We start from the raw sequence: 15,872 nt of genomic DNA, 5'->3' as shown, positions 1-15,872 counted from the left end.
CGGAGCCGGAGATGGTGAAGAAGGGCACGTTGGCCTCGCCCGCGACCGCGCGGGCGGTGAGTGTCTTGCCGGTGCCGGGCGGGCCGACGAGCAGCACGCCGCGCGGGATGCGCCCGCCGAGGCGCTGGAACTTCTGCGGATCGCGCAGAAACTCCACCACCTCCTGCAAGTCTTCCTTCGCCTCGTCAATCCCCGCTACATCGTCAAACGTAACCGGCGTTTCCGGCTTCATCAGACGCGCGCGCGATTTGCCGACGGAGAGAAGTCCGCCGCCTCCGCCCTGCTGCCCCATCGCCTTGCGGGACATCCAGATGACGATGCCGACCATCAACGCGAACGGCAGCAGCGACAGCAGCAGGCTGCCCAGCAGGCTCGGCTGCGGCGGCGGTTCGGCCTTGATCGTGACGCCCTTCTGCTGCAACTGCGCCACCAGATCGGCGCCTTGCGGGACGTATGTCTTGACCCGGGTGCCTGTCGAGCGCTCGGCAACGACCTGTTGTCCCTGGATGGTAACGGAGCGGATTTCGCCCTGATCGACCGCCGTCACGAAAGCGGAATAGGGGAGCTGATCGGATTGGGGATCCGACGTGTTCTGAAAGTAGAACAACGACAGAAAAGCCATGACCGCAGCCGCGATCGCAAGAGTGCGAAGGTTGGATGCGGTGTTTGGGTTATTCATTTCTGTGCTTTCTGAACGGTCAAGAGAACGGGTGAAGTGCCGTCAGCGTCGGATGCTGAGCAAAGATGCTCCGCTCCTCAGGCAAGAGAATCCGACATCGCAGCCTGGACAGGACTGCCAGAGGGGCCCGGACCTCAGTATCAGCAAGGTGGGGAGGGAAAGTTACAAGGTCAAGGTCGGCCAGCCCCTCGGGCGTTGAAAGACCTTGTTCCTAGCGGCGCTCGATGACGGTGTATTCCGCATCGATCACATCATTTTGAGGCTGGTGGCGCCGTTGGGCCTGACGCAGCTTGCGCCGGATGTAGAAATGCAGGGCAATGCCGCCAACGAGCACCACCGGCAAGACGACGATAAGTCCAATCAGCATGACAGCCAGCACAGCGAAGGCTGCCGAGATCAGAACGGCGATCTTGATCATCGAGCCCCAAAACTGGCCTGGCCCGGCTTTGCCGGTCCGAGAGGCGTAGACGATCCGCATAGAAGATCTCCTTGGGCAGCACGATGCTGCAATCATCGATATATGTTCTCGAAAACGTTCCGCTGCAAGGAGATAGCCCCCTTCCGGATGAGGGAAGGGAGCCATCGTTTCCATGAAGTTCTTAGCCGCCGTTGACCAGCGGCCACACCTCGAGCGCCCCGCGATAGATCATTTCGAGGGAGACGTAGAGGATGATGGCAAGACCCACATAGGCGATCCAGCGATGCTTCTGGAGCAGGCGGGCGATGAAGCTCGCCGCGATGCCCATGAGAGCGATGGACAGGATCAGGCCGAAGATCAGCACGTTGGGGTGCTCTCGCGCGGCGCCTGCCACGGCAAGCACGTTGTCGAGGGACATGGAGACGTCGGCAACGACGATCTGCCAGGCCGCCTGCGCGAAGGTCTTGCGTGGGGCGGCACCCGCGATCTTGCCGTCCTGGTCGATGTCGCGCCCTTCCAGCGCCTCTTCGCCCTGGATCTCCTCAACATGGCTGGTGCGCAGCTCGCGCCACATCTTCCAGCAGACCCAGAGGAGGAGAACACCGCCTGCCAGCAGCAGACCGACGATCTGCAGGAGCTGGGTAGTTGCGGCGGCAAAGACGATACGTAGCGCGGTGGCCGCGACGATGCCGATCAGGATCGCCTTAGCCCGCTGCTCCTTAGGCAAGCCGGCGGCGGCAAGGCCGATGACGATGGCGTTGTCGCCCGCAAGCACCAGGTCGATCATGATGACCTGGAGGAGGGCCGACAGGGCTTCAGTCGTGAAAAATTCGCTCATGTGCTCCCATTCTCATGAACAGGGCAGCCGCCATGATCTCTGATTGTCCGCTCCGCAATCCGCGCAGCATCTCTTAGCCACTGGCCGTCATGCGGCAGTGGAGATGGCTGTGAGGATTATGGTCGGTTGAGAGTCATGAGCCAGGCCACCCGATTGAACATCCAGTCCGACATCGCAGCTCATTGGAGCTGCCAGAGGGGCCCGGCCTGGTTTCTGAGGTGTAGCGGTGGGACCGTCGGACCACAAGAGGGAGGGGGAAGCGATGGAAACTTTATCCAGAGAGAACCGCTAGAGAAGCGCCATCTGGGAGGACGTTTCTCGCAAGTAACCGCTTTGTGATGAAGGTCACATTGTAAACATATTGGCCCTCCAACCCTGATCATGCATTCCGCAGAACAATTATAGGGAATGTAAACCTAAATATTGATTAGGGATATTTGCAAGAATGACTACGCCAACCAGTTTGGAAACCTTTTTCCTTCAGCTTGTTAACGAGGCCCGCATGGGCGCCGGCGTGAAGCCGCTCACATTCGACGGCGAACTTCTGGATTCATCCGATGCGCATAGCGCCTGGATGGATCAGACGGATACGTTCTCCCATACCGGCGTGAACGGTTCCAGCGCAGGCGAGCGGATGACGGCGGCAGGCTACGGCTGGCAGGGCTGGGGCGAGAACATCGCCTATGTGAGCGGTTCACTGTCGGAGGCAACGGTCCGCCAGCTGCACACCAACCTCATGAACTCGTCTGGCCATTACGCCAATATCGTCCGGGGTTCGTATGAAGAGGTCGGGATCGGCCTCAAGGAGGGCACGATCAATGGGCGCACCGTCGTGTTCGTGACGCAGAATTTCGGGACTCCGAACGCCATCGAGCGGACTGAGGCGAATGACGTGGGCGGCACGATCACATCTCCTTCGACACCGACGACACCCATGACGCCGAGTGCGGGGCAATCCATTGTCGGCAGCAACAGCAGCAACACGCTGAATGGCACGTCAGGCAACGATACTCTCAACGGCAACGGCGGCAGGGACACTCTCTTTGGCCGTTCCGGGAACGACACCTTCGTGTTCGATACCGCGTCGGAAGCCAACGGCGACACGATCGGCGATTTCGTACGTGGTAACGACAAGATTGATCTCTCGGGCATTGATGCCAACACGCGCGGCTCTGGAAACCAGGCCTTCAAGTTCATTGGCGCGCAGGGCTTTCACAAGGCAGCGGGCGAGCTGAAGGCGTACCAGTCCGGCGGCAGCACCTATGTCGCGGGCGATACCAACGGCGACGGCTACGCGAATTTCACGATCAAGGTCGCGGGCGCTCACAGCTTCGCTGCGGGTGATTTCGTTCTCTGATGCAGTGCCCCCGGCTCACGGCCGGGGGCACTTATGCTTGGCCGTTCGGGATTCCAGCACTCAGATCACGGAGAAGTCGATCTTGAGTGTCGTATCCTGGTCGATATTCGCTGTCTGGACGGCATCCACATCGATGCCGAAGGCGCCGTCGGCATAGGTCACGTCGACATCGGCATCCTGGTCGACATCGATCAGCTGCTTCAGCGCGATGGCGACCTTGATCGAAAACTTCTCCTCGAGATCGTCCGCGATATCCACATCGACATCCGTCGTTTGGCGAACGTCGAGGTCGTTATTGGCCACAATCCAGCTTGGACCTGTCCAGCCGCCCATCATCAGGTCGAGCTCGGTATCCTGCTCGATGTCGACCTCGTTTCTCACATAGAGGTCTACGTAGAGAATGCCCTTGATCTCATAGATATCGAGATCGATCTCCGTTTCCTGGTTGATCGTCATCGATTGGTTGAGGCGAAGCATCAATTGTCCATTGCCGTCGAGGTCGAGGTCGACATTGGCGTCCTGGGCCATATCGGTGTCGTTATCCACGAAGACGCGGATCTTGCTTTCTCCGATCCAGCCATTGAGCAGCACCTCCGCATCCTGATCCACGAAGGCGACCTGAACGACGTTGATGCTGTCCCCATCCGGCACCACGAGGGGAATGCTGCCGGGGGCAGGCGATATGGAAGATGAGGGGATTTCTTGCGTAATTCCGCCCCCCGGCGAGGGGTCGGAAATTGAATCGCCGGAAGCTGCAGGCGTAAGGACGTGCCCATCATCCCTGTCCAAGATAGGAATGGAAGTCGTCCCGGATGATGAGGGCGAGAGAGTTGGGCTCACGCCAGCCGTGCTCGACGCACCACCGCTGCCACCGCCACTGCCGCCTACATGAGCGCTCGCATAGTTCGTGTCTCTTGCATAGACGCTCTCCCGATCGATCCCGGCCGAGTCCAAGACGTTGGAAGAGAGAGTCTCATTGGCACCCTGTCCCGTGGAGGGAGAGTTGGGTTGCTGTACGCCTACATCGCCTTGCTGGAGCGTTTCCGCAGGGAGCGGAGCCTGATCGGCGGCAGGAATATAAGTTTGAGGTGCGGGCATTGGAGCGCCGGGGATCGGACGCACCTCGCCTTCATGCTCTGAGCCTGTCAGCACCATTTCGGGCGGCTCTTCGGCGAAGGCCGGGAGCAGGTTGCGTGTTCCTTTGTCAGGCGACAGCATCGGCACCTACCTCGCGTGCTGGTCATGCGCCGAGATAATCTAAAGCTGCGGAGCATGCTGCACCAGTTACCTATTCAGGCGGCTGCAGGAGTGATCCTTGAGTGGCGATTGCGGCAAGAGGGCGGGAAAGGCATCTGCATCGTCATAAGACAAGAAAGCTCCTTGCTCCCATTCGATTAGGTCTTGCATGACGTTCTCGCTACAGCTTGCCTGCTCAAGACGCTGTCGCGCATGTCGCCATGGCGGCGCGGGCAAGGTTAATCCTGATGGATGAGACCTGAGAGAGTTAGGCGACTTCCTTTCGATGCTTACTCACTTCCTGACGAGCCGACGGATCATCACCGGAGTAAATGTCATCTCAGGTCAGTAAGCTGGCGATGCCGGACAACGGCTTCGGTTCTGTTGGTCGCGTGCAGCTTCCGCATGATGCGCTGGACATGCACTTTAATGGTGTTCTCCGAGATGCACAGGGAGTGGGCGATCCACTTATTAGACCAACCCTTCTGCAGCGCCTCCAGAACCTCAAGTTCCCGAGCCGTAAACATCACGTTTGACTCATGCAGCCCCAGATTGTGTGCTTCTTTGCTTTCTTCCACGACTGTCAGATAGGGACGTGCCAAGCTGTGTGGCACGATAAGGGGGCTTGAGCTATCCATGATCCGGCCATTCGCACTCTTGGCGAGGCTGTCGTCCTGCAAGTCGCCATTGTCCAGATAGGGATAATAAGTGCCGCCAACCATGACGAGCTGAAGGGCCGCGACGGCGACCTTGAACGAAGTACTTGCCGGAATGATGCCCCGCACGCCCAAGGCCAGTGTCTCTTCGAGCGTCAGGGCATTCATGCACATGGAAAGAACGATGGGCGTATTGGGGCAATGCTGAACGATTGCTCTCGTCTGGCTTGCCAGCTGGCATCCTGAAACAGGATGCGTATGGATCCTCAACATTACCAAAGCGGCGTTGTTGATATGGTCGAGCTGTTCGATTGAGGAAATTCCAAAAACCGGGGTGTGCGGCAACGCGCTGTGTATGGCTTCAACAAGGCATTCCTGCAAAAACGGCTCGTCATCGATGATGACGAGCCCCTCCTTGTTCGAGCTATCCTGTCCGTCCCTGGGCGTGGCGTATGGGACGCGCATCACGACCCTCCTTCACTGCGGGAATTTCACGGAGAAATCCCAGCGATACTGGACCTGGCGGAACAAACGACATCGAATGCCGAGGACAAGATCGATGCGATCTGCCTACGCTCTCAACACAGTCGGGCCATTGACGTGCTGCGGCTGTTGCGCGGCGCTCAACCCGTCATTTGAGGACCAATACGCAACTGAACCCGATACATAATTATAGAATATATTTCCGCTGTCTTGAACTGTTTTTCCTGTCGACATCAAAATTTTGATAACAGTCCAGCTCGTTTCCAGCGTCGCACGCACATAACGATAAGCTCAGCGCTTTGTTCGGGAGCTATTTTCGAATTTCATTCGTACGTAGTTTTGATCGTTCAACCTTTGCGGTTTCCTTTCCTTGGTGGAAAGAAGATGCCTGAGAGCGTGCGAAAACGCACAATGCGATGCATTAAGCTGATCCGTAAAATGATAATCTTTGCGAGTGTGGCCGTCACCCGTTCGGGTGGGTCGTTGAGCATCTAGCACTTTTGCTCGAACTCCGAGACGGGATACAACCTCGGCGATTTCACATGCGCTGGCTATTTGAGGCCTGTGCCGATCACCTGATCGGGTGAATCGCATAATCTCCCTATCCATTCTGCGGACCGCCAATCGGCAACTTTCACTCACTCGCCGCATACAGGAAGATTTGCAGAACCGCCCCGACAATCGCCGGGCGGCTTTCTCAGCCGCGGAGACTCGGACATGGACGACCTAACGGATCTCGCGAACCTCTTTGGGTTCGACTTCAATTTCGCCGTCGATCTGCAAAACAACCTGGACCAATTCCAGGATCAGCGGATCGACACGACAACCGATCAAACCTCGACCATCGATCAGGACAACGACAACGAGGGGGCGGTCGAGTACAACCCGACTCAGCTCGCCAACAACGATGCCAGCGCCAACAATACCGCTGCCAACGATGTGGCAACCGACAATGACTCGAATGTTACCTCGACCGTGACCACGAGTGGCGATTCCAACGCCTCGACCAATAACAATGCTAACGGTGGCACCGCCACTGCCGGCAATCCGTCTGGCGGAGCCTCGACGGGCGGCGGCACTTATGGCGGCGATACCTCTAGCGGAGATTCCTCAAGCGGGCCGACTGCTGGTGGCGCCGCGACGGGCGTCGGCGGAGCAGGGGGCGCCTCGACCGGTGGACCCGGCACGAGCGGTGCAGCTTATTCCGGCGATGCCTCGACCGGACCCGGCACAGGCGGTGCCTCGGCATCCGGTGACGGCACCGGCGCTGATGGTTATGGCGGCAACGGCGATTCAGGCGATGTCACGACAGGAGCTTCCGCCGGAACCGGTGGAGCTGGAGGCGCCGGCGGAACCGGAGCGGGCGGTGCAGGCACCGCAGGCGCCGGTTCTGGCGGAGCAGGCGCTGGCGGCGCAGGCAGCTCTGGTGACGGTACGGGCAGCACCGGAGGCGGTGATACTGCCGACACATCAGGTGATGGAATATCTGGCGACGGCACCGGTGGTGGCGGCTGGGGCGGCGACGGCTGGGGTGGCGACGGCACCGGCGGAGCAGGCACGGGCGGCGCGGGAGGCTTGGGCGGTGACGGCACAAGCGCCAGCGGCGCAGGCACATCCGGCACCGGCACCGGCGGCAATGGTCCAGGCGGTTCTGGCTGGAGCGGTGACTCGACCGGTGGCGCAGGCGCCAGCGGTGCATCGACATCCGGCTCTGCCGATAGCGGTGACGGGACGGGCGGCAGCTCAGCAGGCGGAGCTGGCGGATCCGGCACTGGCACCACGGGTGACACGACGGGCGGTGCCAGTGCTTCCGGTGCGGCCACGGGCGGTGCCACCACGGGCGGAAGCTCCACCGGAGGCTCTGCCACTGGCGGCAATGCTGGTGCGAATGGCGGTACGGCCGGCGGCAATGCAGGGGCGCAAAGCGACAATGATGCGATGTCGACCACCAGCTCTACGGCGAGCGGCAATGCAGGGGCCGCGATAGACCAGGGCGGAGGTGGGACGGCCACATCCGACCAGGATATCGGCGACTTCGCGTTCGACCAGAACAATGATTCCGATGCCACGTCCACACAGGACCAGGCGGTAACGGTCGATGTGGACCAGATCATGGATGCCATCCAGGAGGCCAGCGTCTCGTTCCACTTCGACTTCGGCGATCTGGACTTCGGCGTCTAAGAGACGAACGGCAATCCGGACCGCTGACGATCCTGCGGCCCGGGTTGGCGCCCACGCCTCGCAAGGCGGCGTGGGCGCCATCTCTTCCCGATCAACGCGCCAGGAGAGCGCCGCATGGCTCTGAACTGGATGAAGGCTCGGTATCAGACCGAGGTCGAACGCGCCTTCCGGCTTTGCCGATACTCACTCGCCCTCGTCGCAGGCTTGAGCTTCTTCGTGAATCTGCTTGCTCTCACGCTGCCGCTCTATCTGCTGCAGGTCTACGACCACGTGCTGTCGAGCCAGAGCCTCGACACTCTCTACATGCTCACCCTCATCGTTGTTTTCGCGCTGTTGCTTCATGCTGTGCTCGAGGGGCTGCGGCGCGAGATGCTGGCGCGTGTCGGAGCTTGGGTTGAGGAGCGCCTACAGGCTCCCGTCCTGACGGCTGCGGTGCAGACCGCGCTGAGATCGGACCCTGCCGGGGCGGCGCAGGCATGGCGCGATCTCGGCACCTTGCGCCAGTTCTTCGGCGGCTCGGCCTGCACGGCGCTTTTCGACCTTCCATGGACGCCGATCTTCCTGCTCGCGATGGCGCTCGTTCATCCGCTGCTCGGCTTCATCGGCATCGTGGCCTCCGGCATTCTCTTCACCCTCGCGTGGGTCAACGAGGTCGTGACACGAACACCCTTCGCCCGAGCGGCAGCGGCTTCGTCGGAGAGCCAGCACCGGTTCGAGTCCCTCATGCGCAATGTTGAGGCGATCACCGCCATGGGCATGTTGCCGGGTGTGGCGCGGCTTCTGTCGGAGGAGCAGGCTTATGCCAAACAGGCTCAGCTCTCCGCCGGCGCGCGTGCGTCGGCCATTCAGGCGCTGGCCCGCTTCATTCGTTTCCTCGCTCAAGTCCTCGTCATGGCGACGGCGTGCTGGCTCGTGATCGGTCACGACGTCAGCCCGGCTGCGATCTTTGCGTCTTCCATTCTGCTCGGCCGCTCGCTCGGTCCCGTCGAGGGCGCAATCGGAACATGGAAAGCTGTCACGAACATGCGCCTTGCCTATGACCGCATCCGGCGCGTCATGCAGGCGGCGCCTCCGCCCGCGAAGGGCATGGATTTGCCTCCTCCCAGCGGTCTGCTCGAAGTGGAGCAGCTCACCTATGTGCCGCCGGGATCGACCGAACCCATCGTGCGCCGCCTTTCCATGATCGTGAGCGCGGGTAGGGTGCTCGGCATCGTCGGCCCGTCAGGTGCCGGAAAATCAACGCTCGGTCGGCTGATTGCCGGCACCGTGCCGCCGACGACGGGGCATGTGCGCCTCGACGGCGCCGATATCGGCGTATGGATGGCGTCAGGCGGCCACCGCTATTTCGGCTACCTGCCGCAGGATGTCGAACTCTTCGCAGGCACCGTTGCCGAAAATATTTCCCGGCTTTCACAGGCGAATTCAGATGACGTGATCGCCGCTGCCCGGCTCGTGGATCTTCATGACACGGTCATGCGCCTGCCCATGGGCTACGACACCAATATCGGCGAGAGCGGGGCGCGACTCTCGGGCGGACAGCGTCAGAAGCTCGGGCTTGCGCGCGCCTTCTTCGGCGATCCGCGCCTGATCGTTCTCGACGAGCCCAATGCGAGCCTCGATCCCGAAGGCGAGGAGTCGCTCCGCCAGGCCATCGCTGAAATGAAGTCGCGCGGCTCGACGGTCATCCTCATTGCTCAACGGCTCGGCATCCTGTCGGTCGCCGACAACGTGCTCGTTCTCGATAACGGCATGGTCAATGCCTATGGCGAGCGCCGTGACATCGCCGAGAGGATTTCGCAGGGACGGACCGTCATCAAGGTGAACCCACAACCCAGGACGAAGACGGAGCAAAGGGCGCCGAAGGCCAGCGACGGCTCGATGATCGCTGCTCCAAACCAGGACGCCGGCAAGGGAGCCGCATGATGGCCAAGACATCCCCTGTCATTGATCTCTCCGACGTTCTGCCTCAGCCGCCTCCGACGCCGTTTCGGCGTATCCGGGGGCTGGCCGGTACCGCGTTCGGATTGATCATCGTCTTCATCGGAGGGTTCGGCGTGTGGTCCGTCTCGGCGCCGCTGGAGAGCGCAGCCATCGCCGCAGGCTCCGTCGAGGTCGAGACGAGCCGCAAGACCGTCCAGCATCTCGAAGGCGGCATCGTTTCCAGGATTCTCGTGAAGGATGGGGACGCTGTCAGGGCCGGGCAGCCGTTGATCGAGCTGGACGACACCAAGGCCCGCGCGTCGGCGCAGGCGCTGGTGGGGCAATTGCGTGAGGCGCAAGCTCGGGAAGCCCGGCTGTTGGCCGAACGCGATCATCGGGACTCGATCCAGTTTCCGCAGCCATTGCTGCAAGCGGCTGAGAAGGATCCTGCCGTCGCCGAGGTGCTCGCGGGACAAAGACGGATCTTCAGCAGCCGCCTCCAGCTTCACAATTCCCAATTGGCTGTGCTGGTGCAGCGCCAGCAACAGATCTCGCGCCAGATGATCGGCCTGCGCTATCAGGTGAATGCCGCGGAGAAGCGCGCTGAAATCATCAAGAGAGAAATGGATTCGATTGCGCCGCTCGTTGCGAAGGGCGTGATCGCGCAACCCCGCAAACTGCAGCTGGAGCGCGAGCAGGCGGAGATCGAAGGACGCAGAGGTCAGGCGCAGGAGGAAATGGCCCGGGCAGAGCAGGGCGTGGGCGAAGCCAACGCTCAGATCCTCAAGCTTCGGAGCGATCGCGAGGCAGAGATTGCGCAAAGCCTACGTGAGGCGCAGGCTCTCGTCTTCCAATTGGCCGAGAGGTTCGAGGCAGCTCAGGATATCCTTGCCCGAACCCAGGTGCGGGCGCCCGAAGACGGCACTGTCACTGAACTCAGAATTCGCACCCCAGGCGGCGTGGTGATGGAGGGACAGCCGCTGCTCGATCTCGTGCCCGAACATGACCGCCTGATCGTCACCGCTCAGGTGCGGCCGGACGACATCGACGTCGTGCATCCCGGGTTGCAGGCGCAGGTTCGGCTCCTGCCCTACAAGCACCGCCGCGTGCCGCCAGTGGAGGGCACACTGGTTTATGTCGCAGCCGACCGGATGGTGGAAAAAACCACGGAGCGGTCCTACTACACCGCGCGCATTCGCTTGGACGAGGCTTCACTCGCCGCGCTGCCCGGTGTCGAAGTCATGGCCGGCATGCCTGTCGAGGTTCTCATCAAGACCGGAAAGTTCACCGTTGCCGGCTATATGATGCGGCCTGTGACGAACAGCTTCAACCGCGCATTCCGGGAGGATTAGCGCGGTCGAAAGCGATGTTTTCCGATGAGCGCTTTAAGCGCGCTCCTCCCAGAGCTTGGCGAGCTCGACGATGGTCTTGACCGCCTTTTCCATGTCCTGGCTGCTGACGAATTCGAGCGGGGAATGAAAAGCGTGGCCCCCTGCAAAGATGTTGGCGCAGGGCAGGCCCATGAAGGAAAGACGCGAGCCGTCCGTGCCGCCGCGAATGCTGCCGCGCACAGGCTCCATACCAGCTCGGCGGATCGCCTCCACCGCGTAATCGACGATTTCCGGATGCCGGTCGAGCACGACCTTCATGTTGCGGTACTGCTCCTTGACCGTGAACGTATAGCTGGAGCCTGGATAGGCTTCCATCACCTCCCTGGTGATCTTTTCCAGCAACGCCTCTTTGGTCTTCAGGCCTTCTTCCTTGAAATCGCGGATGATGAAGCTCAGCTTTGCCTTCTCCATTACGCCGGTAACGCCGGTCGGATGGATGAAGCCGTCGCGATCCTTCGTCGTTTCGGGTGCCATGTTCTTCGGCAGCCGCGCAATGATCTCGCCGGCGATCCTGATGGCGTTTTCCATCTTGCCGTAAGCGAAGCCCGGATGGATTGCGACGCCCTTGATGGCGATCTCCACCCCATCGGCGGAGAAACTCTCGTCCTCGATGGTACCGGCGGTTTCACCGTCCATGGTGTAGCCGAAATCCGCGCCGAGCTTCTTGAAGTCGACCTTGTCGACGCCACGCCCGATCTCCTCGTCCGTGGTGAAGAGGATGCGGATCGCACCATGCTTGATGTCGGGGTTGTTGAGCAGGAACTCGGCCGCCGCCACGATCTCGGCAATGCCCGCCTTGTCGTCCGCGCCGAGCAGCGTCGTGCCGTCCGAGGTCACAATATCATGGCCGATCAGGTCCTTGAGCACGGGATGCTCGGCAACACGAATGACCTGGCTGGTGTCGCCCGGCAGGCGGATGTCGCCGCCCTGGTAATTTCTGACGAGCTGCGGCTTGACGTTGGTGCCGGAGAAATCGGGCGCCGTATCCATGTGGGCGCAGATGCAGATGACGGGAACGTTGTTCTTGTGGGTGTTCGACGGAATGGTCGCGTAGACATAGCCGTGCTCGTCGAGATGCGCGTCGGTAAGGCCGATCTCGAGAAGCTCCTCGACCAGCAGGCGGCCGAGGTTCTTCTGCTTCTCGGTCGAGGGCTGGATTGGGGACGCCGCGTCGGACTGGGTATCGATGACGACGTAGCGGAGGAAACGGTCGGTAACGCTGGCGGCCATGAGGGTGATCCGGTTGTGAAGGGCGAGAGACTTGTAACGGGGGAATGCCGTCTCGGGAAGCCGTCTGCCGGGGAACATCAACTTGCCCGGACGGGCCCTGGGGCGCTATGTGAGCCCATGTTCACCCTGGAACGAACCGCATCCTTCGAGCAGATCGTCAAGAAAAGCCGCTTCCTAGCCTTGGCTGGGCCGGTGGCGGACGAGAAGGCAGCCAAGGCTTTTATCGCTGCCCATTCAGACCCTGCGGCCAATCACAATTGCTGGGCCTGGCGAGTGGGGCAGGGCTCCCGGTCCAGCGACGATGGGGAGCCAGGGGGCACGGCGGGTAAGCCCATTCTGCAGGCTATCGACCGTCTACAACTCGACAATGTCGCTGTCGTGGTCACCCGCTGGTTCGGAGGTGTCCTGCTCGGCAGCGGCGGCCTTGTTCGTGCTTACGGCGGGACTGCGGCGGCTTGCCTGCGCGCCGCTCCCCTGACCAAGATCGTGGCTGTCCAGGAAGCAGCCATCGTGGCGAGCTTCTCCGATTTCGCCTTGGTGAAGGCGCGGCTGGCGAGCGTCGTGGGCGTCCAGATCCTGAGCGAAAGCTTCACGGAAACAGGTGCGATTATCAAAGCGGCTTTACCGGAGGCGGCCGCTCAGCAGATCGTGCAAATGCTGACCGATATGACGAGCGGACGAGCTTCCGTTTCGATCTAGAGTTAGCAACTTTTCAACATCACAGGAGCGCGCTCTCCTTCCTTCCGGACAGGTGGAATGCTGCATAGACCGCAATCACCGTCATGGTCAGGAGAATGGTGGAGAGAGCCGATGCCGTGCCGTATTCGCCGTCCATGACGGAGAGGTAAATGCGCACCGGCATGGTGATGGTGCTGCCCACATAGAGCACCAGGGACGACGAGAGCTCGTTCATGGCGGTGACGAAGCTCATGAGCGCGCCTGCCATGATGCCGGGCAGGATCAGTGGCACCGTCACTTTCAGGAAGGCCTTGCCCGGCGAGTAGCCGAGGCTGACAGCAGCATCCTCCAGGTTGGGGCCGACCTGCTTCAATGCAGCCGCGACCGAGCGCGCCGAGTAGGGCAGGCGCCGGACGAAAACCGCCATGATGATGATGATGCCCGTTCCGGTGAGTGCGAGCGGCGGCTCGTTGAAGCGGGTGATGAAGGCGATGCCCATGACGATGCCGGGCACGACATAAGGCACCATGAGAAGCGCATCGAGCGCGCCGGTGGCGATGCCGGGGCGGCGCGAGATCAAGTAACCGATCAGGGTGCCGGTGATGACGATGGCAACTACGGCGACGGAGGAGAAGATCAGCGTGTTCCAGATCGGATCCGAGACGGTCGAGATCACGCGCTCGTAGCTTTGCAGGCTCAGGCCCGGCTGGAACACTGGTCCGCTGGTGCGGCGGAACGAGAACAGCACCACGATAATGGCGGGCAGCGCGCCGATGAGCACGATGGCATAAGCCAGGACATGGAGCCCGACTGCTTTGAGGCCGCGGACATGCTGGCGCTCCGGCTTCTTGATCAGGTTGCTGTGATACACGTTCTTGCGCAGAACCCAGCGCTGCCCGAACACGACGATCATCGACAGGATGATCAGCACGATGCTGAGCGCGGAGGCCATGCCGGGATTGCCGCCCACCTCGCTGCCGTAGAGGTTAAAGGCCTCCGTCGCCAGCACATTGAAGTCGCGACCGATGATGCGCGGCGTGCCGAAATCGGCAATCGAGAGAACGAAGGTAAGAAGGGCGCTGGCCGAAATCGCGGGCAGGATCAGCGGAAACGTGATCGTGAAGAGCCGCTTCGCGGGCGATACGCCGAGGCTTTCCGCCGCCTCTTCCACGGAACGGTTGATGGCTGCCAACGCTCCCGACGTGATCAGGAAGACGTGGGGGAAGAACTTGAACGCGAAGACGAGGATTACGCCCGCCGCGCCATAGAGCGGCGGAATGGAAATGCCGATGGTCGCGAGCCCTTTGCGAACGACGCCGCTTGCGCCGAACAGCACGATCCAGGCATAGGCGCCGATGAAGGGCGGAGAGACCAGCGCCACCACGGCGAGAGTCTGGATGAGCGCGCGGCCATAGATGTGAAAGCGCGTCGTCACGAAGGCGAGCGTCACGCCGAGTATGAGCGCGCCCACCATGCCGCCGACGCCTGCAAGCAACGTGTTGCCGATGGCTCGCTGGTAGGCCTTGATCGTGGCGATCTGAACATAATGGGTGAGGGAGAATGCGCCCGTCTCGTTATCGAGCAGGCTGGCGTGCAGAACCGACGAGAGCGGCCAGATCAGAAGCGCGATGAGGATGACCCAGGCCGCGATGAGCACGAAGGTCCAGATATCGAAGCGAACCCGCCTTTTCATCATGCGCGCACCGCATCGATCACGTCGCCATTGGAGCGGAATAGCACGATCTTCGAAAGCGGCAGGCGCACCTCGACCGGACGGCCCTCCATCTCGATGAAGTCATGGGCTGGGTCCGCCACCTGGGCCACCAGCTCGCCGGCTTCTGTCTTGAGGGTATAATGGGCCTCGCGACCGAGGAAGGTGACCTTCTGGACCTCGCCTTTCAGGGCAATCGCATCGCCTTCGGAATGGTCGAGAACAAGCTGCACATTCTCAGGGCGGATGGCGACTTCGACGGGGCCGGTTTCATTCGCGGGATAGGTGATGGACTGGTTGCCGACGGTCAGGCGTCCGCCTTCGATCCGCCCGGGCAGGAAGTTCATGGTGCCGACGAAGGAGGCCGCGAAGCGGCGCAGGGGCTTGCGGTAGATCTCAAAGGGCGTGCCGATCTGCTCGATGTTGCCCTTGTTCATCACGCAGATACGGTCGGAGACGGCCAGAGCCTCCTCCTGATCGTGGGTGACGTAGATCGTGGTGATGCCGAGACGCCGCTGAATGTCGCGGATGTCCTCGCGCAGCTCGATACGAAGCTTGGCATCCAGATTCGAGAGCGGCTCATCCATGAGCAGCAGGGTGGGGCGGATCGCCATGGCGCGGGCAAGGCCGATACGCTGCTGCTGACCGCCCGACATCTCCGCAGGCAGGCGGTTCTGATAGCCATCGAGGCGCACCATCTTGAGGCTCTCGGCCACGCGCGCCTCGATCTCCCCTTTGGGAAGCGCGCGCGCCTTGAGGCCGAAGGCCACATTTTCTGCAACCGTCAGGTGCGGGAAGATTGCATAATCCTGGAAGACCATGCCGATGTCGCGCTTGTGCGCAGGCTTGTGGTCGATGCGCTCGCCGGCGACGACGATCTCGCCCCGGTCTTGGTGCTGAAAGCCCGCGATGGTGCGCAGAAGCGTGGTCTTGCCGCAGCCGCTGGGGCCTAAAAGCGTGAAGAACTCACCTGAAGCAATGTCGAGGTCGACGCTCTCCAGGACGCGCACGTCCTTATAGCTCTTGGCCAGCCCCTGGATCTTCAAATCGGCCACACCCGGCTCCCTTGTTGGTATATCTGCCTCTCGGCTTGG

13 protein-coding genes are annotated in these 15,872 nt (G+C 61.4%); 5 read left to right on the top strand and 8 right to left on the bottom strand.

The features are described from left to right. From MHY87_RS18885 to MHY87_RS18575, 3 genes are all read right to left on the bottom strand, one after another. Positions 1–679: ATP-dependent metallopeptidase FtsH/Yme1/Tma family protein (locus MHY87_RS18885; RefSeq protein ID WP_304611146.1), on the bottom strand; the 679-nt coding region annotated here is incomplete at its 3' end. 211 nt (positions 680–890) lie between these two features. Then, on the bottom strand, positions 891–1,157 hold the full coding sequence (locus MHY87_RS18580; RefSeq protein ID WP_239354065.1) for a hypothetical protein: 267 nt from the start codon (positions 1,155–1,157) through the stop codon (positions 891–893). Between the two features lie 121 nt (positions 1,158–1,278). Beyond that, positions 1,279–1,935 (bottom strand): TerC family protein, encoded by a 657-nt coding sequence (locus MHY87_RS18575; RefSeq protein WP_239354064.1) that lies wholly within the window; start codon positions 1,933–1,935, stop codon positions 1,279–1,281. A gap of 445 nt (positions 1,936–2,380) precedes the next feature. Here MHY87_RS18575 and MHY87_RS18570 point away from each other — a divergent pair, with 445 nt between their 5' ends. Beyond that, on the top strand, positions 2,381–3,292 hold the full coding sequence (locus MHY87_RS18570) for a CAP domain-containing protein (RefSeq protein WP_255726743.1): 912 nt from the start codon (positions 2,381–2,383) through the stop codon (positions 3,290–3,292). A gap of 60 nt (positions 3,293–3,352) precedes the next feature. On the opposite strand, the gene MHY87_RS18565 is transcribed toward MHY87_RS18570, so the two are convergent. Further along, positions 3,353–4,510 (bottom strand): hypothetical protein, encoded by a 1,158-nt coding sequence (locus tag MHY87_RS18565; RefSeq protein ID WP_239354062.1) that lies wholly within the window; start codon positions 4,508–4,510, stop codon positions 3,353–3,355. A 353-nt stretch (positions 4,511–4,863) separates the two neighbouring features. Next, on the bottom strand, positions 4,864–5,649 hold the full coding sequence (locus MHY87_RS18560; RefSeq protein ID WP_239354061.1) for a response regulator transcription factor: 786 nt from the start codon (positions 5,647–5,649) through the stop codon (positions 4,864–4,866). 735 nt (positions 5,650–6,384) lie between these two features. On the opposite strand from MHY87_RS18560, the gene MHY87_RS18555 reads away from it, so the two are divergent. From MHY87_RS18555 to MHY87_RS18545, 3 genes are all read left to right on the top strand, one after another. Next, positions 6,385–7,848, top strand: coding sequence for a hypothetical protein (locus MHY87_RS18555; protein ID WP_239354060.1), 1,464 nt, complete (start codon positions 6,385–6,387; stop codon positions 7,846–7,848). Between the two features lie 114 nt (positions 7,849–7,962). Further along, positions 7,963–9,771, top strand: coding sequence for a type I secretion system permease/ATPase (locus tag MHY87_RS18550; protein WP_239354059.1), 1,809 nt, complete (start codon positions 7,963–7,965; stop codon positions 9,769–9,771). Then, complete coding sequence (locus MHY87_RS18545; protein ID WP_239354058.1) at positions 9,771–11,120, top strand: HlyD family type I secretion periplasmic adaptor subunit; 1,350 nt, start codon at positions 9,771–9,773, stop codon at positions 11,118–11,120. Before MHY87_RS18550 ends, MHY87_RS18545 begins: the two co-directional genes overlap by 1 nt. 33 nt (positions 11,121–11,153) lie before the next feature. Here MHY87_RS18545 and pepT read toward each other — a convergent pair whose 3' ends face one another. Next, positions 11,154–12,389, bottom strand: a complete 1,236-nt coding sequence (gene pepT, locus MHY87_RS18540) for a peptidase T (RefSeq protein WP_239354057.1) — start codon at positions 12,387–12,389, stop codon at positions 11,154–11,156. 117 nt (positions 12,390–12,506) lie between these two features. On the opposite strand from pepT, the gene MHY87_RS18535 reads away from it, so the two are divergent. Next, positions 12,507–13,088, top strand: a complete 582-nt coding sequence (locus MHY87_RS18535) for a YigZ family protein (protein ID WP_239354056.1) — start codon at positions 12,507–12,509, stop codon at positions 13,086–13,088. A gap of 19 nt (positions 13,089–13,107) precedes the next feature. Here the strand turns inward: MHY87_RS18535 and MHY87_RS18530 are convergent, their stop codons facing one another. Further along, positions 13,108–14,763: an iron ABC transporter permease gene (locus tag MHY87_RS18530; protein WP_239354055.1), complete on the bottom strand. Its 1,656-nt coding sequence runs from the start codon at positions 14,761–14,763 to the stop codon at positions 13,108–13,110. After that, complete coding sequence (locus MHY87_RS18525) at positions 14,760–15,833, bottom strand: ABC transporter ATP-binding protein (protein WP_239354054.1); 1,074 nt, start codon at positions 15,831–15,833, stop codon at positions 14,760–14,762. The genes MHY87_RS18530 and MHY87_RS18525 overlap by 4 nt, the downstream gene beginning before the upstream one ends. Positions 15,834–15,872 lie beyond the last annotated feature (39 nt).

It is taken from the genome of Microvirga sp. ACRRW, assembly GCF_022346925.1.
Taxonomy (GTDB): Bacteria; Pseudomonadota; Alphaproteobacteria; order Rhizobiales; family Beijerinckiaceae; genus Microvirga.
This window is presented reverse-complemented; position numbering and strand designations above follow the sequence as displayed.

Excerpts from the sequence above, each read along its gene's own strand:
- MHY87_RS18580 (WP_239354065.1), bottom strand. The coding sequence starts at position 1,157 with ATGCGGATCGTCTACGCCTCTCGGACCGGCAAAGCCGGGCCAGGCCAG.
- MHY87_RS18575 (WP_239354064.1), bottom strand. The coding sequence starts at position 1,935 with ATGAGCGAATTTTTCACGACTGAAGCCCTGTCGGCCCTCCTCCAGGTC.
- MHY87_RS18570 (WP_255726743.1), top strand. The coding sequence starts at position 2,381 with ATGACTACGCCAACCAGTTTGGAAACCTTTTTCCTTCAGCTTGTTAAC.
- MHY87_RS18565 (WP_239354062.1), bottom strand. The coding sequence starts at position 4,510 with ATGCTGTCGCCTGACAAAGGAACACGCAACCTGCTCCCGGCCTTCGCC.
- MHY87_RS18560 (WP_239354061.1), bottom strand. The coding sequence starts at position 5,649 with ATGCGCGTCCCATACGCCACGCCCAGGGACGGACAGGATAGCTCGAAC.
- MHY87_RS18555 (WP_239354060.1), top strand. The coding sequence starts at position 6,385 with ATGGACGACCTAACGGATCTCGCGAACCTCTTTGGGTTCGACTTCAAT.
- MHY87_RS18550 (WP_239354059.1), top strand. The coding sequence starts at position 7,963 with ATGGCTCTGAACTGGATGAAGGCTCGGTATCAGACCGAGGTCGAACGC.
- MHY87_RS18545 (WP_239354058.1), top strand. The coding sequence starts at position 9,771 with ATGGCCAAGACATCCCCTGTCATTGATCTCTCCGACGTTCTGCCTCAG.
- pepT (WP_239354057.1), bottom strand. The coding sequence starts at position 12,389 with ATGGCCGCCAGCGTTACCGACCGTTTCCTCCGCTACGTCGTCATCGAT.
- MHY87_RS18535 (WP_239354056.1), top strand. The coding sequence starts at position 12,507 with ATGTTCACCCTGGAACGAACCGCATCCTTCGAGCAGATCGTCAAGAAA.
- MHY87_RS18530 (WP_239354055.1), bottom strand. The coding sequence starts at position 14,763 with ATGATGAAAAGGCGGGTTCGCTTCGATATCTGGACCTTCGTGCTCATC.